The organism is Actinomadura verrucosospora (assembly GCF_039540335.1).
Lineage (GTDB): Bacteria > Actinomycetota > Actinomycetes > Streptosporangiales > Streptosporangiaceae > Spirillospora > Spirillospora verrucosospora.
Map to the genome: position 1 here is coordinate 1 of NZ_BAABEV010000047.1, position 24006 is coordinate 24006.

Consider the following 24006-nt stretch of genomic DNA (forward strand, 5'->3'; position numbering starts at 1 on the left):
GGCACCACCGCGGCGGGCGCCGCCGCCGGGACCGCCGTCGCGGGCGGCGCCGGAACGGCCGGGACCGTCGCCGCGGGCGCCGGGAACACCGCGGCGGGCTTCCTCGCCAAGGCGAGCGTGGTCAAGGCCGCGCTGGTCGTCGCGGGGGCGACCGCGGCGGGCACCGTCGGTGTGGTCACCTACGAGACGACGCGCCCGGAGGCGGCGGAGGCGCCCGCGGTCACTCTCGCCGCCCTGAACCGGACGTACGCCGACGGGGTTCTGGAGGTCAAGGGCGGCCAGTATGCCCAGGTCAAGGGGATGAAGAACGCGTCGGTCCAGACCGCGGCCAACAGGGCGCTGCGCGTCCCTCTCGACCAGGCCGTCACGTTCTACAAGGAGTGGGGCAGGACGGCCGCCGCGCGCGCCGCCTGCGGCGGCCGGCCGAACCTGCTGAGCACGACCGTCGTCAAGGGGCTGACCGGCCCGGACCTCGTGTCGGTGCGCTACGTTCCGAAGTTCCAGCGCAGGTGCGGCGAAGGGCCGGGACACTTTCCGGGGTTCGTCGTCACCGTCGACCTGCGCACCGGCCGCGCGCTGACGGCCGACGACGTCTTCAAGCCCGCCTCATTCGGCGTGGCCGGCATGAAACGGCTGTGGGACGGGCTTCCGGAGGGAGACGACAAGCTGCAGTTGATGCGCGGCAACTCCGGATCGGGCGGTTTCTTCAACCCCTTCCACCGCTCGTCGTTCTTCCCGAGTGCCCGGCAGCCCGAGTCGCCGCCGTGGGCGCAGCCGTTCTTCGGAAAGAACCGGTTCGATCTCATCTACGCGGGGTTGGACGACGGCCCGGCCACCTCGGCGTTCGATCTGGGCCGCACGAGCTGCTACGACTTCGCCATCCCGTACGGGAAGGTGAAGGACCTCTTCAAGCCCGAGTTCGCGGCCAGGCTCCCCGTTGCGTGACCTGCACCGTCACCGGACGCCCCGGGCCGCGTGACCGCGACCCGGGAGGGGCGTCAGAAGAGGGTGCCCTCGTGTTCGATGCCGCGCAGGGCGTCGTAGTCGAGGGTGACGCAGGTGATGCCGCGGTCGGTGGCGAGGACGCGGGCCTGGGGCTTGATCTCCTGGGCCGCGAAGACGCCGCGGACGGGGGCCAGGTGCGGGTCGCGGTTCAGCAGCTCCAGGTAGCGGGTGAGCTGCTCGACGCCGTCGATCTCGCCTCGGCGTTTGATCTCGATGGCGACGGTGGCGCTCGTGGCGTCGCGGCAGAGGATGTCGACCGGCCCGATGGCGGTGGGGAACTCGCGGCGGATCAGGGTGTAGCCGTCGCCGAGGGTGGTGATGTGCTCGGCGAGCAGTTCCTGAAGGTGCGCTTCCACGCCGTCCTTCTGGAGGCCGGGGTCGATGCCGAGCTCGTGACTGGTGTCGTGCACGAGCTCCTCGATGGTGAGGATCAGCCGCTCGCCGGACTTGCCGTGCGTGACCGTCCAGCGTGCGATGGCGCCGTTCTCCTCGTAGACCTCCTCGCGCAGCGAGCAGGGCGGGTTCATCCAGTTGAGGGGCTTGTAGGCGCGGTCGTCGGCGTGCACGCTCACGCTCCCGTCCGCCTTGATCAGGATCAGGCGGAGGGCCATCGGCAGGTGGGCGGTGAGCTTGCCGGCGTAGTCGACGCTGCAGCGGGCGATAACGAGACGCACGGTGCATCACCTTAGTGCGACGTCAGGCCTGGTTCAGGCGAGACCGGCGTACCGGCGGCACTCGTCGTGGTCGGTGGGCAGGCCCCAAGCGCGGAGGATCTCCAGCAGATTTCCCCATCGCCAGCTCTCGGGCGGCAGTTCGGCGATCGTGTGGACGGTCCGCTGCTGCGCGGAGGCGAGGGCGGCGAACCGGGGGAGCGGGAGGGCCGGTGTGCGGAACGTCAGCCGGAGCGCCGCCTCGGCCATCGGGAACGACGCCTCGCCGGACGTGCGGGACAGACCGTCGAGGACGGCGCCGACGGCTTCGGGCGGCGCCCCGTCCAGCGCGGCCATTGTCAGGGCCGAGTAGAGGCGCAGGTCGCCCTCCAGAAAGGCCGCCTCGCCCTCGGGCGGGGACGCGCTGGAGGCCGCCAGCTCGGCGATGACGGATGCGTCGGCCGCCCCCAGCCGGGCGAGCGCGATCGCGGCGGCCCAGCGCGGCAGTGGCTCGGCGGCGGCCAGGTGCTCGCGGAACCGGGGGAGCAGCGCCCGGCCCTCCAGGAGCCCGGCGGCGACGAGCGCATGCGCGATGACGACCGGGTCCTGCTCGGCGTCGAGCAGCGCCTCCAGCGCGGGGAGGGTGGCCGCCGCCTCCTCGGGGAACCAGCCCGCCGTGTACGCGGCGGCGGCCCGCACTCCGGCGTCGTCATCACCGAGCAGGGCCCGCACGGTGGGCAGACCGGCGCGGACGGCGTCGTAGGCGGCGAGTTCCGCCTCGACGGAGCGCAGCGTCCACGCGAAGTCGAAGTGGTCCCGGTCGCCGGTCTCCCGCAGCCGCGCGGCCTCCTCGCGCCAGGTCGCGATGTCGACGCCGGACGGCAGATGCGCCTCGTCGTACCCGATGGCAAGCGCGGCCGCCAGATAGAGCGGCCAGGTGCGTTCGGGAGTGCCGGGATGGGACGCCAGCCCGAGCAGGAACGGGACCGCTGCGGCGGACGCGCCGTACCGGCTCCCCTGATGGAAGACGGTGGTGAAGAGCTCGCCGAGCGCCGCCTCCCGCTCGTCCTCGTCGGAGGAGGAAAGGGCGCGGAGCAGGTCGGGCACGTCCTCCGCTGACCCGTAGGCGTGGTCGAGGCCCGCCCAGTCGATGCCGTCCAGCCCCGCCAGCGGTTCGCCCATGCCGCGATCATGCCACCGGCACCGGACCGTCCGCCCTAAGCAGGCCTAAGACCACTGACCGGGCGATATAAGGCGTCGTGCCCATGTGGGGACGGGGGCCTTAGCGAGAGTCTCTTGGATGTCGGGCCGTGCCGATCGGCCCGGACCATTCGGGAGGGGCCGTGTACCACCACGAGATCATGCAGTCGCTCATGAGCGAGAGGGCCCGCGCGCTGCGCGAGCAGGCCGGGGCCGAGCGGGACGCGCGACTGGTGCGCCGGGCCCGCGAGTACTGGGCCGAGCTGGCCGAGCGGATCGCCGCTCGGACGGGCGCGCGGCGGCGGCGCCAGCATGGCGCCGCGCCCGCCCGGTGACCGGGGCCCCGGCCGGTCGGCCGGGGCCGCCGTCATAGCGGAATGAAAACCTTTGTCAAGCCTGGAATTCTCCCGGGTCCGTGATTACCGTCTGCGGGTGGGTGTTCATCCTCCGTCTGCGAAAGGACCCCCATGTCTCTCGACGTGACCCCGGAACTGCTGGAGACGGCGCAGAAGGGCGAGGTCGGCGACGCGGACTTCGTCGAGTGCATCAGGACCTCCCTCCCCTACGCCTGGGACATGATCAGCGGCCTCGTGGCCCGGCTCCAGGTGGACGGCGGAGACTTCGCCGACAACCTCACCCCGCCGCCGGACGAGACGGCGCGCGGCCAGCTCCTCCGCGTCCTCGCCAGCGACGCCATGCGAAGCGCGCTGGAGCGTTACTTCGGGGTGAGACTCGCGTTCCAGAACTGCCACCGCGTCGCGGTCTTCCCCACCCAGGACTCCTCCGCCTACCGGACGTTCGTCACGGCCCGCGAACAGATCCTCAACCAGTCCCCCGAACTCCGCGACTGCTGACCCGCTCCCCCCGTGCGGCGCGCCGACTCCGGTCGGCGCGCCGTATCGCGATGTGGGCAGCGGCCCCCGGCGGCTGTCTGGGCGCCCGAGTGCATGACTGGCAGCGATGGCCGACCGTCACGTCCCGCCGATCCGCGCGGCCTGCTGGTGGGGTGCGCGGTCAGGTGGCGGCGCGGACTTTGGGAAGGACTTCTCGGCCCAGGCGGGCGATGTTCTCCAGGGTGGCGGCGCGGGAGCCGGCGGCTTCCACCAGGAGGACCAGGTGCCTTATGCCGGTTCGCTCGACCGTGGCCAGGAGGGACTCGGCGCAGTCGTCCGGTGAGCCGATCGGGTGGAGGTCGCACATCAGGCGCGTGTAGGCGACGGGGTCGCGGGACGGGCGCGGGCGGTCGTCCACGGCGACGTACCCCTCCAGGCCGGGGCCGAGCCAGCGCGGCATCCCGTCCATGAGGGCGGCGACCGCCTGCTCCCGCGAGTCGGCGACCTGGGCCACATGGGTGGAGACGTGCGGCAGGGACGGGTCGCCGTGCCGGGCGATCGCGGCGGCCTTCTCGTCCGGGCCGACATGCATGCCGAGCAGCATCGGCAGGCCGCGTTCCGCCGCGAGCGCCTCGGTCGCGGGGGACGTGCAGGCGACCGTCACCGGCGGCGGGACCGGCGCCCGCGGGACGACCGGCACCTCGCGGAAGGCGAAGTGCTCGCCCGACCAGCCGAGACGGTCGGAACGCAGCCACGCCAGGAGGAGATCGAGGGATTCGGCGAAGCCGTGCTCGTAGCGGGGGAGGCCCGTGCCGAACACCTCCAGGTCGCGCCACGGCCCGCCGCGCCCGACTCCCAGCCGGAAGCGGCCGCCGGACAGCAGCGCCAGCATCGCGGACTGCTCGGCCAGCGCCACCGGATGCTGGGTGGACAGCACGCTCACCGCCGTCCCGACGCCGACCCGCGTGGTGGCGGCCAGCAGATGTCCGGCCAGCACGGTCGCGGACGGCACCACCCCGTACGACATGAAGTGGTGCTCGGCGAGCCACACGTCGTCGAACCCGGCGCGCTCGGCCGCGAGGGCGGCCTCGACGGTGCGGGACAGGGCTGCGGCGTCGTCCTGGCCGGGGAAACGGGCGGCGAGGAGGAAGATTCCGAGGCGCACGTCCCCGTCGTACCCGCCATGGGGGACGGGCGACCGCTCTGCAAGACTGCGGTCCATGACTGGTGGTTCGTTCAGCAGGGTCGGGGTCGTCGGACTGGGCACGATGGGCGCGGGCATCGCCGAGGTGCTGGCGCGGGGCGGCCTCGCGGTCGTCGGCATCGAGGTGAACCGGGAGGCGCTGGAGCGCGGGCGCGGCAACCTGGAGTCCTCGACCGGACGGGCCGTCAAGCGGGGCAGGCTCGGCGAGGACGCGCAGCGCGAGATCCTCGGCCGCATCGCGCTGTCGACCGACTTCGCCGACCTCGGCGACTGCGACCTCGTCATCGAGGCCGTCCCCGAGCGGCTCGACCTGAAGCGCACGGTGTTCGCCGAGCTCGACCGCGTGTGCCGGGACGACGCCGTCCTCGCCACCAACACCTCCTCCCTGTCGGTCACCGACATCGCGGTCACCACCGGCCGGCCCACCAAGATCGTCGGGGTGCACTTCTTCAACCCGGCGCCGGTCATGAAGCTCGTTGAGGTCATCGGGACCGTCCTCACCGAGCCGGAGGCCGTCGCCCGGGTCGCCGGGCTGGTCGAGGGCCTCGGCAAGACGCCGGTGACGGTCGGGGACCGGGCCGGGTTCGTCGCCAACCGCCTCCTGTTCGGCTACCTGAACCAGGCCGCGACCATGCTGGAGACCGGGCACGCGACCCGCGACGACATCGACGCCGCGATGAAGGCGGGCGCCGGGCTGCCGATGGGCCCGTTCACCCTGATGGACCTGATCGGCCTCGACACCTGCCTCGAGGTGCTGGACGCGATCTACGCCGAGTCCCGCGACCGCCGCCACGCCGCCTCGCCGCTGCTCCGCGAGCTCGTCACCGCCGGGCTGCTCGGCCGCAAGACCGGCCGCGGCTTCTACTCCTACGACAAGTCAGGCCAAGCCGAGGAGGAGACGTCCGCCGCGGCGGCGCCGACCGTGGGCGTCGTCGGCGTCGGGCCGCTCGCGGACGCGGTCGCCGCGCTGTGCGCCCGGGCGGGCGCACGGGTCGGCGACTCCGCCGCCGACCTCGCGGGCTGCGACCTGATCGTCGAGGCCGCGGAGGACCCCGAGGCCGCGCGGGCGCTGCTGTCCGCCGCCGTCCAGGCCGCCAGGCCCGGAACGGTCATCGCCGTCACCTCGGTGGACGGCTCCGCGATCCGGCAGGCCATGGCCACCGGACGCCCCGCCGACGTCGTCGGGCTGCACCTCCCCGACCCGGCCGGCGCCCTGGCGGAGATGTCCGCCACGGTCGCGACCGCACCGGACGTCGCCGACCGCGCCGCCGGCCTCCTCGCGCGTCTCGGCCTCACCGTCGTGCGCTGCCGCGACCGCGCCGGGTTCATCGTGGACGCCCTGCGCCTGCCCTACCTGAACGACGCGGCCGCCATGCTCGGCGCCGGATACGCCGACGCCGACTCCATCGACGCCGCGATGACGCTGGGCTGCGGCTACCCGACCGGCCCCATCGCCGACCTCGACCGCATCGGCCCCGGCCGCGCCGTCACCGTCCTGCGCGCCCTGCACGCCGAGACCCGCGACCCGGCCCTGGCCCCGGCCCCCCTTCTGGTGGAGCACGCGACGGCCGGGAAGCCCCTGCGCTAGCCCTCCCGTCCCCGCGCGGGCGGCCCGCCGGGGTGGCCGGGTTCATATGCTTTAGGGCATGAGCCCCCGCAAGAACCGCCGTGCCGCATCCGGACGTTCCGCCCGGGGCGGGGGCACCTCGTGGGCTCAGGAGACCGAGGAGGGGCCGGACGGCGAGTGGATCGTCCGGTCGGTCTCCGGGGCCGGGGCGGCCAAGCCGTACCGCTGCCCGGGCTGCGACCAGGAGATCCCGCCGGGCGTCGGCCATGTCGTCGCGTGGCGGGCGGGTGACGGCGGGGACGACCGGCGGCACTGGCACCGGCCCTGCTGGCAGGCCCGGAACCGCCGGTCGCCGCGCGTGCTGCGGTCGCGCAACGCCCCGCGGTACTGACGACCGGCGTCCCGAGCGCGGACGCCGCCCGGCCGAGTGAGAGAAGAGGGATCGATGGCGGAGATCAGGGCGGCCTCGGTGCTGCCGGCGCGGCGCGAGGAGATCACGCTGCACACGTCCGACGGCCTGGAGCTGGTCGGGGAGCTGGCGCTGCCGCCGGAGCGGCCGCCGGTCGCGACGCTGGTCTGCCTGCATCCGCTGCCCACGGCCGAGGGCATGATGGACAGCCACGTCCTGCGCAAGGCGTCCTTCCGGCTGCCCGCGCTCGCCGACCTCGCCGTCCTGCGGTTCAACACGCGGGGGACGACGTCGGCGCGCGGCACGAGCCAGGGCGAGTTCGGCGACGGCGAGACCGAGCGGTTCGACGTGGCGGCGGCGCTGGAGTACACCGAGTACCACGACCTGCCGCGGCCGTGGCTGCTCGGCTGGTCGTTCGGCACCGAACTGGCGCTCAGATGGGGACGGGACCCGCTGGTCGAGGGCGCGATCCTGCTGTCGCCTCCGCTGAAGAGGGCCGGCGACGCCGACCTCGACGCGTGGGGCGCCGACGGGCGGCCCCTCGTGGCGCTGGTGCCGGAGTTCGACGACTACCTGCGCCCGGCGGAGGCGCGGGAGCGGTTCAAGCGCGTCCCGCAGGCCGAGGTGGTCGCGGTGGACAACGCCAAGCACCTCTGGGTGGGCGAACCCTACGTCCGGATCGTGCTGAACGAGATCGTCAAGCGGGTCGCGCCGGCCGCATACCCGCTCCCCACTGAATGGGATGAAACGGACAGATAAACACGGGCGGCCGATCGCGGCCACTCCGTCCCACCGGCCGCGCCGGCGGGCGACCATTGCCCAATGACGGTGCAGCTGTACGCAAGGGACGTCGGGACCGGCACACCGCTCGTGCTGCTGCACGCCTTCCCGCTGTCGTCGGCGATGTGGCTCGCCCAGCGCGAGGGCCTCGCGGGCCGGTTCCGGGTCATCACCCCGGACCTGCGCGGTTTCGGCGGCTCCCGGCTGGGCGACGACGAGCCGTCCGTCGACACGATGGCCGACGACGTCGCCCGCGCGTGCCGCTCGCTCGGGGTCCGGCGGGCCGTCGTCGGCGGGCTGTCCATGGGCGGGTACGTGGCGATGGCGCTGTGCCGGCGGCACCCCGACCTCGTCCTCGGCCTCGTGCTGGCCGCCACCCGCGCCACCGCCGACACCGCCCCCGTCCGGGAGAACCGGCTGCGGCAGGCCGGCGCCCTCGAAGCCGAGCGCAGCACCCGCGTCCTCGTGGACGAGGTGCTGCCCGGCCTCGTCGGCCCCACCACCTACCGGCAGCGGGCGCTGATCTACGGGCGGGTCCGCGGCCTCGTCCAGGCGGCGCCGCCGCTCGCCGCCGCGTGGGCGCAGCGCGCCATGGCGGGACGCGCGGACTCCACCGAGACGCTCCGCGGCCTCCGCGCCCCCGCGCTCGTCATGATCGGGGACGAGGACGCGCTGGCCACCGAGGACGAGGCCCGCGCCATGGCCGAGGCGATGCCGAACGCCGAGACGCTCGTCATCCCGCGCGCCGGGCACCTGTGCGCGGTGGAGCAGCCCGAGCTGTTCAACCAGGCGGTGGCGGAGTTCGCCGCCGCCCTCGCCCGGACGTCCCGCTGACCCCGGCGCGGACGCGCCGGGGCCGGCGTCCTACAGCGTCTCCTGGCGCGGCATGACGACCTCGCGGATCAGCAGCGAGATCGCGGCCGCCGTGGGGATCGCCAGCAGCGCGCCGACCACGCCGAGCAGGGCAGCGCCGACCAGCGCCGCCACGATCGTCACCGCCGGCTGGACGTCCACGGTCCGCTTCATCACCCGCGGATAGACGAGGTAGTTCTCCACCTGCTGGTAGACGACATAGAAGATCGCGCACACGATGAGGTCGGTCGTGGTCCCGGTCAGGAACGCCACCAGGGAGACGATCACCGCGCCGATCGTGGCGCCGATCAGCGGGACGAGGTCGGTCACCGCGACGATCAGCGCGAGCGCGAGCGCGTACTTCACCCCGAGGATCGACAGGAAGATGTACGAGCACACGCCCGCGATGAGCGCGATCGTGAACTGGCCGGCGACGTAGCCGCCGATCCGGTCGAGGATCTCGTCGCCGAGCAGGGCGACCCGGGCCCGCCGGGTGCGCGGGGCCAGCTGGTAGAAGAACGTCTTGATCTGCGGCAGCGAGCTGAGGAAGTACAGCGTCAGGATCAGGATCGTGATCGTCTGGAAGATGCCGTTGATCGCGACCTTGCCGATGCCGGTGGCGGTGTCGGTGAGGCCCTTCTGGAAGCCGTCGCCGTTCACCGTCTTCTCGGCGCGTTCCAGCAGGCCGTAGCGCTTGTCCCAGTCGGCCAGCGTCTTGTTGTTCTGGAGCTGCTGGACGTACTCGGGGATGTTGTGGCGCAGCTCGGTGACCTGCTCGGAAACCGGCTGGACGAGGGAGGCGACGAACCCTGCGAAGAACAGGATCACGATCAGGAACACCGTCGCGACCGCGGCGCCGCGGGGCAGGCCGAACCTGCGCAGCCGCTCCACCGCCGGGTTGAGGCCGACCGCGAGGAACATCGCGACCACGATCATGACGAGCACCGACTTGGCGTTCGTCGCGGCCTTCACCAGCATCCAGGCGGTGATGACGCCGAGCGCCGCCGTGAACCCGAACACGAACGGGTGCGCGCGGCCGAGCGGCTGCCCGGGCTTGCCGAACGGGAACAGGTGGTCGACGCCGGCCTCGCGCTTGCGCTGCTCGACGTCGTGCGCCGGGTCGGGCGCGCCGGGCTCGGGCGCCACGGGTTCGGCGCCCGACCGCGCCGCCGGGAGGGTGACCGGAGCGCCGGTCGCCGGATCGCGTTCTCCCACGGGCTGCTCGATCTCCTCGGGCCTCAACGCCCCACTCGGCGCGACACCGTCGTCGTCACCGCTCCCGCCCGGCCCGCTCGTGCCGGAGCCGGTCGTGCCGGACCCGTTCTCGGTGGAGTCGGTCGTGCTGGAGTCGGTCGTGCTGGAGTCGGTCTCGGCAGAGCCGGTCGCGCTTGAGCCGGTGCCGCCGGAGCCGTTCTCGCTTGAGTCGGTGTCGGTGGAGTCGGTCTTGGTGGGGCCGGTGTCGGTGTCGCGGTCCGCCTCGTCGGTGTCGTCGGCGGGGGGAGCCGGAGCGGGGACCCGGCGGCCGGTGGCGGACCGTCCCTCGCCGGGGGCGGGCTCGCGGCCGTCGTGCTGGGGGGTCTCGTCGGGCACGCCGCTCTCCTCTGTCGTGCGTCTACGGGGTTGAGACGACGGAAAGCCCGGAGGCGTTTCACCGCCTCCAGGCTTTCCGTCATGCCCGACCGTTAAGGGGTCACTCCTGCCACCAGTCCTCGTCGTCCTCGTCGGACTTCTTGGCCTGGGCCGGCTTGGCGGGCGCGGCCTTGGCGGCGGGCTGCTGCTTGGGGGCCTGCTGCGCCGGGGCCGGCTTCGGCTCGGCCGCCGGGATGGCGGGCTTCTCCGGAGGCGCGGCCAGCTCGGGCTCGGGGCTCATCGTCGGCGCGACGCCGCCGATGAGCTGACGCAGCTGGTTGAGGTGGCTGGTGATGCTGTCGCGCTGGCGGGTGAGCTCGTCGACCTGGCGCTGCGCCGCCGTCCGGACGCGGTCGGCCTCGGACTTGGTCTCGGCGAGCAGCTGCTCGGCCTGCGACTTGGCCTCGGCGATCACGTTGTCGGAGTTCTTGCGCGCGTTCGCCATCAGCTGCTTGGCGTGCGAGTCGGCCTCGCGCCGGGTCTGCTCGGCCTGCTGCGTCGCCTTCGCGGCGCGCTGCTCGGCGGACGCGGCGCGCTGCTCGGCCTCGGCGACGAGCTTCTGCGTCGCGGCCTGGGCGGCGGAGTGGCGCTCGGCGTCCTGCCGGTCGGCCTCCTCGCGGCGGGCGGCGAGCTGGATCTCGAACTCGGCCTCGGCCTGGGCGCGCTGGGCCTCGCTCTCCTCCAGGATGCGCTGGGCCTGGGCCCGCATCTCGTCGGCCTGCCGCTTGGCCGTGGTGAGGATCTCGTCGCGCTCCCGCTTGGTGGACGCGCGCAGCTGCGCCACCTCGCGCTCGGTGGTGGTGCGGAGCTTGGCGATCTCACGCTCGGCGGCGGCGCGCTTCTCGGCGACCTCGTGATCGGCGGTGGCCCGCAGCTTGGCGACCTCGCGCTCGGTGGTGGAGGTCAGCTCGTCGGCCTCGCGGCGGGCGGAGGTGCGCACCTCCTCGGCCTCGCGCTCGGCGGCCTGCCGCATGTCGTCGCCCTCGCGCTGGGCGTTGGCGCGCAGCTCGGAGGCGTCGTTCTCGGCGGTGGCGCGCTGCTCGGCGGCGTCGACCTTGGCCGCGGCCTTGATCTCGTTCGCCTCCGAGCGGGCCGCCTGGACCAGCTCGGTCGCCTGCTCCTCGGCGAGCCGCAGCAGCTGCTCGATGCGGGCGCCGAGGCCGGAGTAGGTCGGACGTTCCTGCTCCTGCAGCTGCCGGTGGGCGTCCGACAGCTCGCGCTGCAGGGCCTGGGTCTGCTCGCGGGTCTGCCGCACCTCGTTGTCGAGCTGCTTGATGTGCTCGTCGACCTGGTGCCGGTCGTAGCCGCGAAGCACCACGTCGAACTCGCGCGGGGGCGTGTCTTCAAAGAAGTTGCTGAGCTGGGCGTCGATGTCGGACTGCATGTGGCTCAATCCTGATGTGACGGGGCTACGGGTGGTTCCGGGGACCGGTTGATCGCCTGGCATGACGGACGCACTTGCCCCAGACCTCTTCCGGCGAATGAAGCGTACTCCGGACACTGCCGTGTTGGGGGCTCATCTTGACGCGCTGCGTGGAATGTCCTTTTTGTTCGGGCATGCGACCGGCCCGCAGCAGCCCAGGTGTTGGGGGTGCAAATACACCAGATGTGTCCGAACGGTCACAGAGCGGCGGTCCAGGCCGCGCGCTGCGTCACCGTGATATCGAACACGTCACGATCCTGGCGCACCCCCGCCGGGGCCCGCGTTACAAGATCATTCGGCGCTCGGGCGCTTCTGCACCAGCTCCGTCAGGACCCCGTGGCAGTCCTTGGGGTGCAAAAAGTTGATCAAGGAACCCATCGATCCGTGGCGCGGCGCGTCGTACAGGACGCGCACGCCCTTGCCCGCGATCCCGGCGGCCTCGTCGGCGACCGTCCCGTCCGTCCCGAACGCGATGTGGTGGACGCCCTCGCCGTTCTTCTCCATCCACTTGGCGACGGCCGAGTCCTCCCGGATCGGCTCGATGAGCTGCAGGTAGCTCGCCGCGCCGTCCCCCGTGTCGTTGATCTTGAGCATGCACTCCCGCACGCCCTGCTCCTCGTTCACCTCGAAGTGCGCGTCGGTGAAGCCGTAGGTCGCCTTGTAGAACTCGACGGTCGCGTCCAGATCGCGGCAGGCGATGCCGATGTGGTCGATACGGGTCAGCATGGGCTTTGTCCCTCCTCGGACGGCCAGGCGGGGGCGAACGGAACCGAACGGCGCTCCCGTGGGTATCGTGGCAAACGTCGCCGCAGCACCTTCCTGGAGGCCCCCACATGACCACCTCGTCCGTGATCGTCGCCGGAGCGCGCACCCCCATCGGGCGCCTGATGGGCTCGCTGAAGGACTTCTCCGCGGCCGACCTCGGGGCGCACGCGATCAAGGCGGCGCTGGAGCGGGCCGGGGTGTCCGGCGACCAGGTGCAGTACGTGATCCTCGGCCAGGTGCTGCAGGCGGGCGCGGGCCAGATCCCGTCCCGGCAGGCGGCGGTCAAGGCCGGCATCCCGATGAGCGTCCCCTCCATCACGATCAACAAGGTCTGCCTCTCCGGGCTGGACGCGATCGCGCTGGCCGACCAGCTCATCCGGGCGGGCGAGTTCGAGATCGTGGTGGCGGGCGGCATGGAGTCGATGACCCAGGCCCCGCACCTGCTGCCGAAGTCGCGCGGCGGCTACAAGTACGGCTCCGTCGAGGTCCTCGACCACATGGCCTACGACGCCCTCACCGACGCCTTCGACGGCGTCTCCATGGGCGAGTCCACCGAGCGGCACAACGCGAGGCTCGGCATCTCCCGGGAGGAGCAGGACGAGTTCTCCGCCCGCTCCCACCAGCGCGCCGCCGAGGCGATCAAGAACGGCGTGTTCGACGAGGAGATCGCCCCGGTCGAGATCCCGCAGCGGCGCGGCGAGCCCGTGGTGTTCTCCGCCGACGAGGGCGTGCGCGGCGACACCACGGCCGAGGGCCTGGCCCGGCTGCGCCCGGCGTTCAGCAAGGAGGGGACGATCACCGCCGGCTCGTCCTCGCAGATCTCCGACGGCGCCGCGGCGGTCGTGGTGATGTCCAAGGCCAAGGCCGAGGAGCTCGGCCTGACCTGGCTCGCCGAGATCGGCGCCCACGGCAACGTCGCGGGCCCGGACAACGCGCTGCAGTCCCAGCCGTCCAACGCGATCAAGCACGCCCTCGGCAAGGCGGGCCTCACCGTCGACGACCTCGACCTCATCGAGATCAACGAGGCGTTCGCCTCCGTCGGCATCCAGTCGATGCGCGACCTCGGCGTCGGCCCCGAGAAGGTCAACGTCAACGGCGGCGCCATCGCGGTCGGCCACCCGGTCGGCATGTCCGGCGCCCGCATCCTCCTGCACCTGGCCTACGAGCTGAAGCGCCGCGGCGGCGGCACCGGCGCCGCCGCATTGTGCGGCGGCGGCGGCCAAGGAGATGGATTGATCATTCACGTCCCGGCCCGGTAGCGAGGGCCGGGGAGGACCCCCGCCTCACTGGGAGGCGGGGGTGATGGTCACCGTCGTGAAGCCGAGGGCCTTGAGCATGTTCTCCAGCATCGACTTGGTGTTGGCGTCGGCGCGTTCCTTCAGGCCGCTCTGGGCCGCGGCCGTCTGGATCTTCTGGGACGCCAGGACGTAGAGCTGCTGCTGGTTGTTCGGGTTGCTGCTGAAGAAGTCGCCGAAGCGGTCGAAGACGCCGCGCTGCGTCGCGTAGACGTAGCTGTTCTTCGTGTCGAGGTTCGTCTTCTCCAGCTGGGCGGGCGGGAGGGTGACCGTCGCCACCGTGCGGTCCGCGTTGACCTTCAGGGCCCCCGAGCCGAGCCGGGAGAAGTCCACGTAGGCGTCGACCGAGCCGTTGCCGACGAACAGGGTCCGCTTGCCGCGCAGCGAGGACGGCAGGAACTTGGCGTCCTTCTCCAGGTCCACGACGACCTGGAAGTTGCCGCTCGCCGCCTCGTAGCGGTGCAGGTCGCGGATCGACTTCAGCAGGACGGGACCGCTGCGGTCCTTCGTCTCCTCCTTGAACGGGTTGAGCCAGTGGGGGAGGCCGTGCAGCGCCTGCTGGGCGACCAGGACGAGCGCGACGGTGGCGACGATGATCGCGAGGGGGGTGAGCAGGCCGCGCCGCGGGGGGCGGGACCGATCGGGGGACGACTTGGCGGGCGCGTCGTGCTTCCCGCCGTTCTTCGCGTCGTTCTTCGTTTCCGAGCGAGCCATGTAATCGACATTCCCGGCAGCGGCGTCCGCTACCTCATCCGGCGGGTTCGGGCTCGGGCGGGGACGGGTGCCGCAGGTCCGACTCGTGGGTCGCCTGCTCCACCTCGATCAGCGACTCGCTGCGGAGATGCGCCTCGTGGGCGGCCCGGCCGCCCCGCACGCCGAACAGCCGTTTGGTGACGACGATGTAGACGATGAGACCGATGTTGAGCACCAGCGCGCCGGCGCGCAGCACGGTGACCTTCTCCACCAGCTCGTAGATCTCGATCGGCAGCCCGAAGCACGTCGCGACGACCGCGAAGTACTCGCCCCAGCGCTTCAGCAGCCACAGCCCGACCGCCTCGATCAGCTCGATCGCGCCGTAGACGATGAGGCCGACGGCCAGCCAGCGCAGCGTCCGCGCGTCCAGGTCGAACACGTGCCGGACGGACGTGACGACCTTGGAGTGGTCGAGGTCCCAGCCGACCTGCTCGGCGATGGGGCGCAGCAGCGGGATCTCCTTCTCGAAGATCCGCTCGATCGATCCGCGGCTGCCGGCGAAGCGCCACACCCCGTACGCGGCGACCAGCACGATCAGGCCGCGGATGCCGCGCTCCACCGCGAAGAACCGCATGACGAAGGCGTCGCGCAGCTCCCGGCCGCGCCTGACCAGCGGCGCGCGGTCGGCCGGGCCGGTCCCGTGCGGCTCGCCGTGCACGTAGGTCCCGCAGCGCAGGCATCGCCACGCGGCGCCGATGGGGGACGAGACGACGAGCCGCTCGCGCAGCCTCTCCTCGTCCGGCGCGTAGGTGATGTGTCCCTTGCGCGCGCAGGTCAGCAGGCTCCAGTCCACGCGGACACCCTAGAGGCCATCCGGGGTCCGCATACGTCACGGTTTGCGCACGGTCGTGCGAGCGCCGTGTGAGCAACGCCATATCCGGCGCGGAAACCGCGGGCCGACGCCGTGCCGTTGAGCGGGGCGTGGACATGATTCGTGCTTTCCGGTTCGTCTCCGTCGCCGAGGCGTTCTCGTTCCTCCTCCTGCTGCTGGTCGCGATGCCGCTGAAGTACGGGGCGGACGCGCCGGTCGGCGTGCAGGTGATGGGGCCGGTGCACGGCGTCCTGTTCATGGCCTACGTCGGCCTGGTCTTCCTCGTCCGCGAGCAGCTCGGCTGGGACCTCAAGCGCACGGTGCTCGCGCTCGGCGCCGCGGTCCTGCCCGTCGCGCCGTTCTTCGTGGAGCGCCACTGGACGCGGCCCGCGGCCGAGCCGGCACCGGCCGGGCGGGGCGCCTGACCTCCTGCGTGACCGCGGTGGGCCGGGGGGTCCTGCCGCGGTCACGCGGGACGGGTGTCCAGGACGTCGTGGAGGCGGCTCTCCGTCGTGCGGGGGGCGTGGAAGTCCCGCGGGCCCAGCGCGCAGGCGCGGTACTCGGCGAAGTGGAGCCGTAGCCAGTCGCGCCGCCGCTGCTCGGTCCAGGACGCGAACCGGTGGCCCGCGCGCGTGCCGGCCGCGGCCGGGGGCTCGTCGCCGAGAAGCCACGCGTCGACCAGCGCGCGGTAGCCGTCGCCGGAGGCGCAGGCCCCTTCGTCCTTGAGCGCCTCGCTGATCTGCCGGACGGCCCGGGACGCGTATCCGGGGGCGAGGTCCTCGTCGAGGTGGACGGCGGCGACGCCGTTCGCCACCGCGACGGGCATCCAGGCGGGACGCTGCTCGACCATCGTGAAGGCTCCCGGCGTGCCGTTCAGCCGCGCGGCGAGCGGGGTCGCCGCCGCCATCAGCTGGGGCAGCGCCTCCCGCAGGGCGGGGTGCACGCAGATGGTGAGGGGCCACGTCCGGCACACCGGCTCCGCCTGGGCGGGCGCCACCGTCCCGCCGGAGCGGTGCAGGGCGAGGGTGGCGGAGACAGTCGCGGCGAGAGCGAGCGCCAGGGGCAGGACGAGCAGGAAGCGCCGCGTCGCCCACATCACGTAGCCGAGGATCAGCGCCGTGGTCAGCCCCGCGGCCCAGAGGACCTGCACGGCGAACACCTCGGGACGCAGGGTGGTGAACAGCTGAACGCGGGAGAACGCGGCAGGGGGAAGCAGGCTCCACCAGGACGTCCCGGGGATGCGCAGGGCGGCCCACAGGGAGGTCGCGGCGAGGACGAGGGCCGCGGTGGCGCGGTGCGGTGCGACGCGTCCCGTGAGGTAGCCCGCGACGACGTGCAGGACGAGCGCGCCGGCGCCCGAGAGCGCGCCGAGCGGGTGGGGGTGCCCGGCGTGGGGGTGCACGAGGGTGACGGCGACGACCACCGCCGTGACCGCGACGTAGGAGACCAGCGCGGCGGACGACAGCAGCAGCAGGTCGAACAGCACGCCCGTCGCGGGGGAGCGGGCGGTGAGGTCGCGCAGGTAGTCGAGCGGGCGTTCCCGGACGGCCGTCCACGCGGCCAGGCCCGCGGCGGCCGGGCCCAGGAGGCGGACGGCGTTGACCAGCGCGACGACGCTGTTGTCCCAGTAGGCGACCGCCGGGCTCAGCGACAGGCACGCCGCCGCCGTCCCGAGCACGGTGAGGACCGGCACGGCGACGAGCAGCGCCGTGCGGCGGGCGTCCAGCCGGAGCACCCGCCCGAGGTCAGACACCGGTGGCGCTCTCGGCGGGCGACCGCCCCGGCCGCACCTTCGCGAGCTGTGGCAGGGGCAGGGGCAGGTGCGGCAGCGCGAGCGACGGCAGGGACATCTGCGGCAGCGCGCGCCGGGGCGGGCGGCGCCGGGGCATCGCGTCGACGGTCTGCGGATGGAGGGCGCCGCGCTGGGCGGCGGCGCCGCGCCGGTCGACGGGGGAGCGGCCGCGGCGGGCGGCGGCCGAGTGCGTGGGCTGCTCGGCGAGCCGGCCGCGGGCGAGGGTGAACAGGCGGTCGCACCAGCCGGTGAGCGTCTCGGTGGCGTCGGCGGTGACGACCACGGTGGGCGCCAGCGTGCGCAGCACGGGGATCAGCTCGGCCATGGCCGCGGTCAGCGAGTGCCGTCCGGGGCCGGCGGCGCCGGTGGGCCAGGGGTCGGCGGCGGCGCACAGCTCGCCGAAGGGGTCGTCGAGCAGCACCAGGCCGGGCTCGTGGACGCAGGCCGCGGCCAGCCCGGCGCGCAGCCGGACGTCAGGCGGCAGCAGCGCCAGCTCGGTCCCGGCGGCCTCGGCGAGGTCGAAGCGGCGGATCATGCTCTGCGCGGCGGACGCGCTCGTCCGCTTGTAGTACGCGGCGTAGGCGACGAACTCGCCGGCCGTCATTCCCTCCGCGCGCGAGAACCGGGCCGGCAGGTAACCGATTCCGGCCCGGGCGGCCCGCTGCCCGGCGGCGTTCGTGATGTCGTGTCCGAGAATGTGCAGCGCGCCGGTGTTCGGTCTGCGCAAGGTCGCGAACGTGGCCAGCAGAGTGGATTTACCGGCACCCGGTGGACCGGCCAGGCCGACCACGCCTTCGGGCACGCCGAAGGTCACCGGGCGCAGGAGCCACCGCCCCCCGCGGCGGACACCCATTCCTCGGGCCACGATCACGGAATGCTCCGCGATCACAAGTTTCCCCCCGTTGTTCGTCATGCTGTCGCGGCGGCCGGACGGTGCGCCCGCCGCGCCGGTGGCCTCGGGTCCCCCAACCCGCCACGCGGCGCGGCCCGCAGGCCGGGCCGCCCCCCGGCGGCGCCGGCCCGGTCGCTTTTGCCGGGCCGCAATGCATCGACATCGTGACTATAACCGGGCTTGGTGATGGCTGTCAGCAATCTAATCGCCTTTACGGCAGGACGACGGAACTCTTTGCCCGGGGCGCGGCCGAAAGAGAATAGAAAAGGCGGACAATTCTCTTGATATGCCGTCCATAGGGACGGCTCTGGGGACCGGCCGTGCAAACGCGCCGACCGCCCCGCGCCGCGCCGCGCTCCGCTGGGAGCGTACGGACGTACGGCAGGGGGCGGTCATGGGGCAGGATGGACCCATGCCTTCTCGGGACTTTTCGTTGCACGGGGCCATCGACCTGGGAGCGCGCCAGGCCGCGGCAAGGAAGCAGCAGGAACGCCGGACCCAGGGCGGCGGCGGCGCGGCGCCGGCCGCGGACGCCCCCGGGGGTCCCTACGTCGTGGACGTCACCGACCAGACGTTCAACACCGAGGTCGTGGAGCGGTCGCAGTCCGTCCCCGTCCTGGTGGACTTCTGGGCCGAGTGGTGCGGTCCGTGCAAGCAGCTCGGCCCGATCCTGGAGAAGCTCGCCACCGAGGCGGCCGGCAAGTGGATCCTGGCCAAGGTCGACATCGACGCGAACCCGCAGCTCGGCGCCTACATGCAGCAGATGGGCGTCCGCGGCATCCCGTTCGTGGCGGCGGTCGTCGCCGGGCAGCTGCTGCCGTTCCTGAACGGCGCCGCCCCCGAACCGCAGGTCCGCCAGGCCATCGACCAGCTCTTCGACGCGCTGCGCAAGGAGGGCATCCTGCCGGACGCCCCCGAGGGCGAGCAGCCGGCGCCCGGCGCGGAGGCCCCCGCCGAGCCCGTGTTCTCGGAGGCCGAGGAGGCCCTGCAGCGCGGAGACCTGGACGGCGCCAAGGCCGCGTTCGAGCGCGTCCTGGCCGCCGACCCCAGGGACGACCAGGCCAAGCAGGGCCTCGCGCTGGTCGAGCTGAGCCTGCGCGTGCGGTCGCTCGACCCCGAGCGCGCGTTGCAGGAGGCGGACGAGAAGCCCGGCGACGTCCAGGCGCAGATCAGCGCGGCCGACGTGGAGATGGTGTCCGGGCGCATCGACGACGCCTTCGACCGGCTGGTGGGCGCGGTGCGGCGCGGCGCGGGCGACGACCGCGACGCGGCGCGCAAGCACCTGCTGTCGCTGTTCGAGCTCCTGCCGCCGGACGACCCCCGCGTCGGCAAGGCCCGCCGCGGTCTCCAGTCCGCCCTGTTCTGACAGGCGCCACCGCTGCTCCGGCCCGGGTCACGGCCGGGTGACGGGCGAAGGGCGGTGAGCTGGGGCGAGCGGGACACCTGACCGCGGTGGTGAGCGTATGCTCGTTGACTGATGACCGCGCCCGTGCGGCCGCGTGAAGCACTTCCCGGTGAAGCACTTCCACGGCCGATCCGGCCGGTCCGCGGCTCCGCCACCTCGTGATCGACACCGTCCTGCGATCGACACCACGGGGGCGCCCGTCCCGCGACCGTCGAGCGATCGTCGCCGCGGCCCGGGCTCTGCGGGCCGCGGGACGGGACCGGGCGGCGGCCCCGGACGCACCGTCCCCTGGAAGCGGCGCGCTCGGATGTGGACAAACCCGTATAAATAGGGAGCAGCTGTCGTGGCGAGCGTGCCAAGCGTGTCGTACTCCATCACCGTCCGGCTGGAGGTCCCCGCCGGCGGCAGGGCCGTCAGCCAGATCACCCACGTGGTCGAGAACGCGGGCGGCATCGTCACGGCCCTCGACGTCAACACCGCCGGCCACGAGACCCTCCGCATCGACGTCACGATCGCCACCCGCGACACCCAGCACGCCGAGGCGATCGCGGGCGCGCTGGAGCGGATCGAGTCCGTCAAGATCCACAAGGTCAGCGACCGGACGTTCCTGATGCACCTCGGCGGCAAGATCGAGATGCAGTCCAAGGTGCCGCTGCGCAACCGCGACGAGCTGTCGATGGCCTACACGCCGGGCGTCGCCCGCGTCTCCCTGGCCATCGCCCGCAACCCCGAGGACGTCCGCCGGCTGACGATCAAACGCAACAGCGTCGCCGTGGTGACCGACGGCTCGGCGGTGCTCGGCCTCGGCAACATCGGCCCGGAGGCCGCGCTGCCGGTCATGGAGGGCAAGGCGGCGCTGTTCAAGCGGTTCGCCGGGATCGACGCGTGGCCGATCTGCCTCGACACGCAGGACACCGACGAGATCGTCCGGACGGTGCAGATCCTCGCGCCCGCGTTCGGCGGCATCAACCTGGAGGACATCTCCGCGCCGCGCTGCTTCGAGGTCGAGGCCCGGCTGCGCGAGCTGCTCGACATCCCCGTCTTCCACGACGACCAGCACGGCACCGCGATCTGCGTGCTCGCCGCGCTGACCAACGCGCTGCGCGTCGTCGGCAAGGACATCGGCGCCGTGCGCATCGCGATGGCGGGCGCGGGCGCGGCCGGCACCGCCATCCTGAAGCTGCTGATGCACGCCGGCGCCCGCAACCTCGTCGTCTGCGACTACGCCGGCGCCGTGCACAAGGGCCGCGACGACCTGGACGACTCGCTGCGCTGGATCGCCGAGCACACCAACGAGGGCGGCTACTCCGGCGACCTGCGCGGCGCGGTGAAGGACGCCGACGTGTTCATCGGCGTGTCCGCCCCCGGCATCCTGAACGGCGACGACATCGCGACGATGAGCGACGACGCGATCGTGTTCGCGCTCGCCAACCCCGAGCCGGAGGTCTCGCCGGACGAGGCGCGCGAGCACGCCGCCGTGGTCGCCACCGGGCGCAGCGACTACCCGAACCAGATCAACAACGTGCTGGCGTTCCCCGGTGTGTTCCGCGGCCTGCTGGACGCCCAGGCCAGCGGCGTCACCCTCGACATGCTCGCGGCCGCGGCCAAGGCCCTCGCCGAGGTCGTCACGCCCGACGAGCTCGGCCCGAACTACATCGTGCCGAGCGTCTTCCACCCGGACGTCAGCACCCGCGTGGCCGGCGCGGTCCGCGAGGCCGCGGGCGGCCGTCCCCGCACCGAGGCCTAGGCGCCGGCGGAGGCGGGCCCGGAAGGCGGGCCCGCCGCCGCGCTCAGTCCGACTTCCTGCCCGCGAAGACCTGCTCGCGGCGGCGGGGCCACGTGCCGCCCCACCAGAAGATGATCGCGCCGGTCAGGATGACGGCGACGCCGGTCACGGCCCGCGCCCACAGCACGGTGTCGGGGCCGGTGTGGGGGAGCTTGCCGGGCGGCGTCTCGCGCGGCGCGGCGCCGCCCGCCTTCTTGCAGTTCGCCTTGACCGCGGTGCTCTCGATCTGCCGGTTCGCCCACCGGACGGTGATGCGGGTGCCGCGGTCCTCGCGCAGCTTCACCGCGACCGTCCGGGTGGTGCCCGGACCGATCTTGCCGGGGACGGCGGCGGTGTCGTCGTTCTTCTCGACGGAGAAGTCCTCGGTCTGCGTTCCGGTGTTGCGGACGCTGACGTTCACGGTGCGGTCCGGGCAGGAGACCGAGCCGATCGTGGCCGTCACCGGCCGCGCGGGAGCGGCGGTCGGCGTGTGCGAGGGGGTGCGGGACGGCGTGCGGGACGGGCTGTGCGTCGGAGTCCGGGTGGGCTTGCCCGAGGCCGACGGCGAGCCGCCGGACGGGCTCGGGCTCGTGGACTCCGTCGCCGAGGTCGGCGACGCGGAGCCGTCCGACCTGAACAGGGCCGGGATCGCGATCAGCGCCCCGATGACGATGAACACGGCGGCGATGACGACCCTGGGCAACTGCATCGCTGTCCTCCCGGCGCGCACCAAGCGGGTGGCCGATTGTCCTAGATCATTCTTAACCCAGGACCTTGTGGTGCCGATATCCCCATCGATAGGAATGCGTAACAGGCTAACGAGCGAGGAGGCGTGCCGCCGGAGGTCCGGGCAACGCATCATGGGACCCATGGAAGACGGGATCAGGGTCGGGCTCCTGCTGGTGGCCACCCCGCAGCTGGAGGATCCGAACTTTCGGCGCAGCGTCGTCCTGCTGGTCGAGCACGACGGCGACGGGGGAACCCTCGGTGTCGTCCTCAACCGGCCGACCGAGGTTCCGGTCGACCGCGTGCTGCCGCCGTGGGCGGAACTCGTCACAGGGCCCGCCGTGGTTTTCCAGGGCGGGCCGGTCGCGCTGGAGAACGCGCTCGCCCTGGCCCGGCTCCCCGGCGAGGACGAGCCGCTCGGATGGCGCGCCCTGGACGGCGGCGCCGAGGTCGCCCGGGTCGGGCTGGTCGACCTGGAGGCCCCGCCCGGCCTGCTCGCGGCGGAGCTCCTGCAGCTGCGCGTGTTCGCCGGATACGCGGGCTGGTCGCCCGGCCAGCTGCGCTCCGAGGTCGAGGACGGCTCGTGGTACCTGGTGCCCGCGGAGGCCGGGGACGTGTTCGCCGGCGACCCGGAGCGGCTGTGGCAGCACGTGCTGCGCAGGCAGGGCGGCGACCTGGCCTTCGTCTCCACTTTCCCCGAGGACCCGACGCTGAACTAAGGTGACTGGTGTGAGTACGCAGATCCTTCCCGACAGCGACACCCAGAGCGATGTCAAGCCGGACCTCTCCCACGGTGACGGCGACCACGAGCGGTTCGCCCACTACGTGAAGAAGGCCAAGATCACCGAGAGCGCGGTGACCGGCACGCCGGTGATCGCGCTGTGCGGCAAGGTCTGGGTGCCGAACCGGGATCCGAAGAAGTACCCCGTCTGCCCGGAGTGCAAGGAGATCTACGAGTCCATGCAGCCGGGCGGGGGCAAGGGCGAGGAGTGACCGGCCGCTGAACGGCGGTCGAGGGCGCGCCGCCGGATAGGCGCGCGCGTGTGAGGTCCTGCGGTCATGTGCCGCAGGACCTCGGCCTTTCTTATCGCGGGACGGCCCGAAACGGACGTCCCTGAACAATCGGGGGATTGAATGCGGCGCTTGGCCGGGGTTTCACTGTGCGCACTGGCGGTCACGGTGTGTGCTGTTCCGGGTTCGGTGAGTGAGGGGGAGTGGGAACGGGCACGGGTCGCTCCGGCCGCACGCGGCGACGACTGCGTCCACCGCCACGCGGGCACGCCGGGCGGGACGGCCGCCGTGGGCGGGAGGGGTGCCTCGGGCGGAAGGGCGCGGTCGGCCCAGGCCCGCGACCGGGCCGATCTCGGCCACGACCAGGCCACCGCCATGCTCGCCGACCTCCGCCGCACGCTCCTCGACCGGTTCGGGACGTCCGACGAGGCCCTCCTCGACCCGGCCCTCCTCGGCGGGACGCGCCCCGACCCGGCCCGGCGCGCCACGGGGGCCCTGGTCGTCCCGGTGCGGTTCCACGTCGTCCACAGCGGGAGTTCGGGACGGCTGTCCACGGCGGCGGTCCAGCGGCAGATCGCCACGCTCAACGCGGCCTACGGCGGCCGTCTCGGCGGGGCCGACACCCACGTGCGGTTCCGGCTCGACTCCCTGGACCGCACCGACAACTCGGCCTGGTTCCGCAACCCGCAGCACTACGAGGGGCCGATGAAGCGGCGCCTCCGCAAGGGCGGGCGCGGGACGCTGAACCTCTACACGGCGGCCGTCGGCTCGGACGTGCTGGGCTTCTCCACCTTCCCGCAGTGGTACCGGCGCGACCCGCGCCTCGACGGCGTCATCGTCGACTTCCGCAGCCTGCCGTACGGGTCGTACGCGCCGTTCAACCACGGGTACACGGCCGTCCACGAGATCGGGCACTGGCTGGGCCTGATGCACACGTTCGAGGGCGGGTGCGTGTCGCCGGGCGACGGGGTCACCGACACCCCGTACGAGGCGGAGCCGGCGCAGGGCTGCCCGCAGGGCCGCGACTCGTGCCCGCAGCGGGGCCGCGATCCGATCCACAATTTCATGGACTACGCCCACGACGCCTGCATGCGGGGCTTCACCGCAGGTCAGGGCCGTCGCATCCGGGCGGCGTGGGCGGCGTACCGGTCCCGCAAGACCGGCGGCCACCGTGTGGATCTCGGCACAGCGGCGCCGGGAGCGGCACGATCTGTCGGTGCGGCTCGGTAGCCTTCAATG

At 72.9% G+C, this 24006-nt stretch carries 25 protein-coding genes; 14 read left to right on the forward strand and 11 right to left on the reverse strand.

Translation table 11 applies throughout. The features are described from left to right. Positions 1-945, forward strand: a 945-nt coding sequence (locus ABD944_RS34690) for a hypothetical protein (protein ID WP_345184110.1), incomplete at its 5' end; no start/stop codon positions are given. 53 nt (positions 946-998) lie between these two features. On the opposite strand, the gene nucS is transcribed toward ABD944_RS34690, so the two are convergent. Both nucS and ABD944_RS34700 read right to left on the reverse strand, forming a co-directional pair. Further along, a complete protein-coding gene (gene nucS, locus ABD944_RS34695) occupies positions 999-1679 on the reverse strand; it encodes an endonuclease NucS (RefSeq protein ID WP_345184112.1) in 681 nt (226 codons plus the stop codon). 33 nt (positions 1680-1712) lie between these two features. After that, a complete protein-coding gene (locus ABD944_RS34700) occupies positions 1713-2837 on the reverse strand; it encodes a HEAT repeat domain-containing protein (protein WP_345184114.1) in 1125 nt (374 codons plus the stop codon). 161 nt (positions 2838-2998) lie between these two features. Between ABD944_RS34700 and ABD944_RS34705 the strand changes: the two genes are divergently transcribed. After that, positions 2999-3190, forward strand: coding sequence for a hypothetical protein (locus ABD944_RS34705; RefSeq protein WP_345184116.1), 192 nt, complete (start codon positions 2999-3001; stop codon positions 3188-3190). Between the two features lie 132 nt (positions 3191-3322). After that, entirely contained in the window at positions 3323-3709 is a 387-nt protein-coding gene (locus tag ABD944_RS34710; RefSeq protein ID WP_345184119.1) for an SCO5389 family protein, read from the forward strand. Positions 3710-3869: 160 nt separating this feature from the next. Here the strand turns inward: ABD944_RS34710 and ABD944_RS34715 are convergent, their stop codons facing one another. After that, positions 3870-4853, reverse strand: coding sequence for an LLM class flavin-dependent oxidoreductase (locus tag ABD944_RS34715; RefSeq protein ID WP_345184121.1), 984 nt, complete (start codon positions 4851-4853; stop codon positions 3870-3872). 55 nt (positions 4854-4908) lie between these two features. Between ABD944_RS34715 and ABD944_RS34720 the strand changes: the two genes are divergently transcribed. From ABD944_RS34720 to ABD944_RS34735, 4 genes are all read left to right on the forward strand, one after another. Next, positions 4909-6480: a 3-hydroxyacyl-CoA dehydrogenase family protein gene (locus ABD944_RS34720; protein WP_345184123.1), complete on the forward strand. Its 1572-nt coding sequence runs from the start codon at positions 4909-4911 to the stop codon at positions 6478-6480. 58 nt (positions 6481-6538) lie between these two features. Beyond that, a complete protein-coding gene (locus ABD944_RS34725) occupies positions 6539-6850 on the forward strand; it encodes an ATP/GTP-binding protein (RefSeq protein ID WP_345184125.1) in 312 nt (103 codons plus the stop codon). Between the two features lie 54 nt (positions 6851-6904). Further along, complete coding sequence (locus ABD944_RS34730) at positions 6905-7627, forward strand: alpha/beta hydrolase (RefSeq protein WP_345184127.1); 723 nt, start codon at positions 6905-6907, stop codon at positions 7625-7627. A 63-nt stretch (positions 7628-7690) separates the two neighbouring features. Continuing rightward, the gene (locus ABD944_RS34735; RefSeq protein ID WP_345184129.1) at positions 7691-8482 is read left to right on the forward strand and encodes an alpha/beta fold hydrolase; all 792 of its coding nucleotides are present in this window, start codon (positions 7691-7693) and stop codon (positions 8480-8482) included. Between the two features lie 30 nt (positions 8483-8512). Here ABD944_RS34735 and ABD944_RS34740 read toward each other — a convergent pair whose 3' ends face one another. The 3 genes from ABD944_RS34740 to mce all read right to left on the reverse strand — a co-directional run bounded on the left by ABD944_RS34740 (position 8513) and on the right by mce (position 12278). Further along, positions 8513-10090, reverse strand: coding sequence for an AI-2E family transporter (locus ABD944_RS34740; RefSeq protein WP_345184130.1), 1578 nt, complete (start codon positions 10088-10090; stop codon positions 8513-8515). A 100-nt stretch (positions 10091-10190) separates the two neighbouring features. After that, a complete protein-coding gene (locus tag ABD944_RS34745) occupies positions 10191-11513 on the reverse strand; it encodes a DivIVA domain-containing protein (RefSeq protein ID WP_345184132.1) in 1323 nt (440 codons plus the stop codon). Between the two features lie 330 nt (positions 11514-11843). Further along, positions 11844-12278: a methylmalonyl-CoA epimerase gene (gene mce, locus ABD944_RS34750; protein ID WP_345184134.1), complete on the reverse strand. Its 435-nt coding sequence runs from the start codon at positions 12276-12278 to the stop codon at positions 11844-11846. Positions 12279-12385: 107 nt separating this feature from the next. Between mce and ABD944_RS34755 the strand changes: the two genes are divergently transcribed. Beyond that, positions 12386-13576 carry an acetyl-CoA C-acetyltransferase gene (locus ABD944_RS34755; RefSeq protein ID WP_345184136.1) on the forward strand — a complete coding sequence of 397 codons (1191 nt, stop codon included), beginning with the start codon at positions 12386-12388 and terminating at the stop codon, positions 13574-13576. A 24-nt stretch (positions 13577-13600) separates the two neighbouring features. Here the strand turns inward: ABD944_RS34755 and ABD944_RS34760 are convergent, their stop codons facing one another. Together ABD944_RS34760 and ABD944_RS34765 are read right to left on the reverse strand one after the other, a co-directional pair. Continuing rightward, entirely contained in the window at positions 13601-14326 is a 726-nt protein-coding gene (locus tag ABD944_RS34760; protein WP_345184138.1) for a DUF4230 domain-containing protein, read from the reverse strand. A gap of 34 nt (positions 14327-14360) precedes the next feature. Beyond that, entirely contained in the window at positions 14361-15158 is a 798-nt protein-coding gene (locus ABD944_RS34765) for a DUF2127 domain-containing protein (RefSeq protein WP_345184140.1), read from the reverse strand. Positions 15159-15292: 134 nt separating this feature from the next. Here ABD944_RS34765 and ABD944_RS34770 point away from each other — a divergent pair, with 134 nt between their 5' ends. Then, positions 15293-15601, forward strand: a complete 309-nt coding sequence (locus tag ABD944_RS34770) for a DUF3817 domain-containing protein (protein WP_345184142.1) — start codon at positions 15293-15295, stop codon at positions 15599-15601. Between the two features lie 41 nt (positions 15602-15642). On the opposite strand, the gene ABD944_RS34775 is transcribed toward ABD944_RS34770, so the two are convergent. Together ABD944_RS34775 and ABD944_RS34780 are read right to left on the reverse strand one after the other, a co-directional pair. Further along, the gene (locus ABD944_RS34775; RefSeq protein WP_345184144.1) at positions 15643-16929 is read right to left on the reverse strand and encodes a hypothetical protein; all 1287 of its coding nucleotides are present in this window, start codon (positions 16927-16929) and stop codon (positions 15643-15645) included. Continuing rightward, positions 16922-17881 carry an ATP-binding cassette domain-containing protein gene (locus tag ABD944_RS34780; RefSeq protein WP_345184146.1) on the reverse strand — a complete coding sequence of 320 codons (960 nt, stop codon included), beginning with the start codon at positions 17879-17881 and terminating at the stop codon, positions 16922-16924. Before ABD944_RS34780 ends, ABD944_RS34775 begins: the two co-directional genes overlap by 8 nt. A gap of 391 nt (positions 17882-18272) precedes the next feature. On the opposite strand from ABD944_RS34780, the gene ABD944_RS34785 reads away from it, so the two are divergent. Together ABD944_RS34785 and ABD944_RS34790 are read left to right on the forward strand one after the other, a co-directional pair. Further along, positions 18273-19226 (forward strand): tetratricopeptide repeat protein, encoded by a 954-nt coding sequence (locus ABD944_RS34785; RefSeq protein ID WP_345184149.1) that lies wholly within the window; start codon positions 18273-18275, stop codon positions 19224-19226. Between the two features lie 382 nt (positions 19227-19608). After that, positions 19609-21012: an NAD-dependent malic enzyme gene (locus ABD944_RS34790; protein ID WP_345184151.1), complete on the forward strand. Its 1404-nt coding sequence runs from the start codon at positions 19609-19611 to the stop codon at positions 21010-21012. A gap of 43 nt (positions 21013-21055) precedes the next feature. Here ABD944_RS34790 and ABD944_RS34795 read toward each other — a convergent pair whose 3' ends face one another. Continuing rightward, positions 21056-21739 carry a hypothetical protein gene (locus tag ABD944_RS34795; RefSeq protein WP_345184153.1) on the reverse strand — a complete coding sequence of 228 codons (684 nt, stop codon included), beginning with the start codon at positions 21737-21739 and terminating at the stop codon, positions 21056-21058. Positions 21740-21899: 160 nt separating this feature from the next. Here ABD944_RS34795 and ABD944_RS34800 point away from each other — a divergent pair, with 160 nt between their 5' ends. The 3 genes from ABD944_RS34800 (at position 21900) to ABD944_RS34810 (ending at position 23997) form a co-directional block, all read left to right on the forward strand. After that, positions 21900-22475, forward strand: a complete 576-nt coding sequence (locus tag ABD944_RS34800; protein WP_345184155.1) for a YqgE/AlgH family protein — start codon at positions 21900-21902, stop codon at positions 22473-22475. 10 nt (positions 22476-22485) lie between these two features. Further along, positions 22486-22749: a DUF3039 domain-containing protein gene (locus tag ABD944_RS34805; RefSeq protein ID WP_185027553.1), complete on the forward strand. Its 264-nt coding sequence runs from the start codon at positions 22486-22488 to the stop codon at positions 22747-22749. Positions 22750-22956: 207 nt separating this feature from the next. Then, the gene (locus ABD944_RS34810) at positions 22957-23997 is read left to right on the forward strand and encodes a zinc metalloprotease (protein WP_345184158.1); all 1041 of its coding nucleotides are present in this window, start codon (positions 22957-22959) and stop codon (positions 23995-23997) included. The last annotated feature ends 9 nt before the right edge of the window (positions 23998-24006 follow it).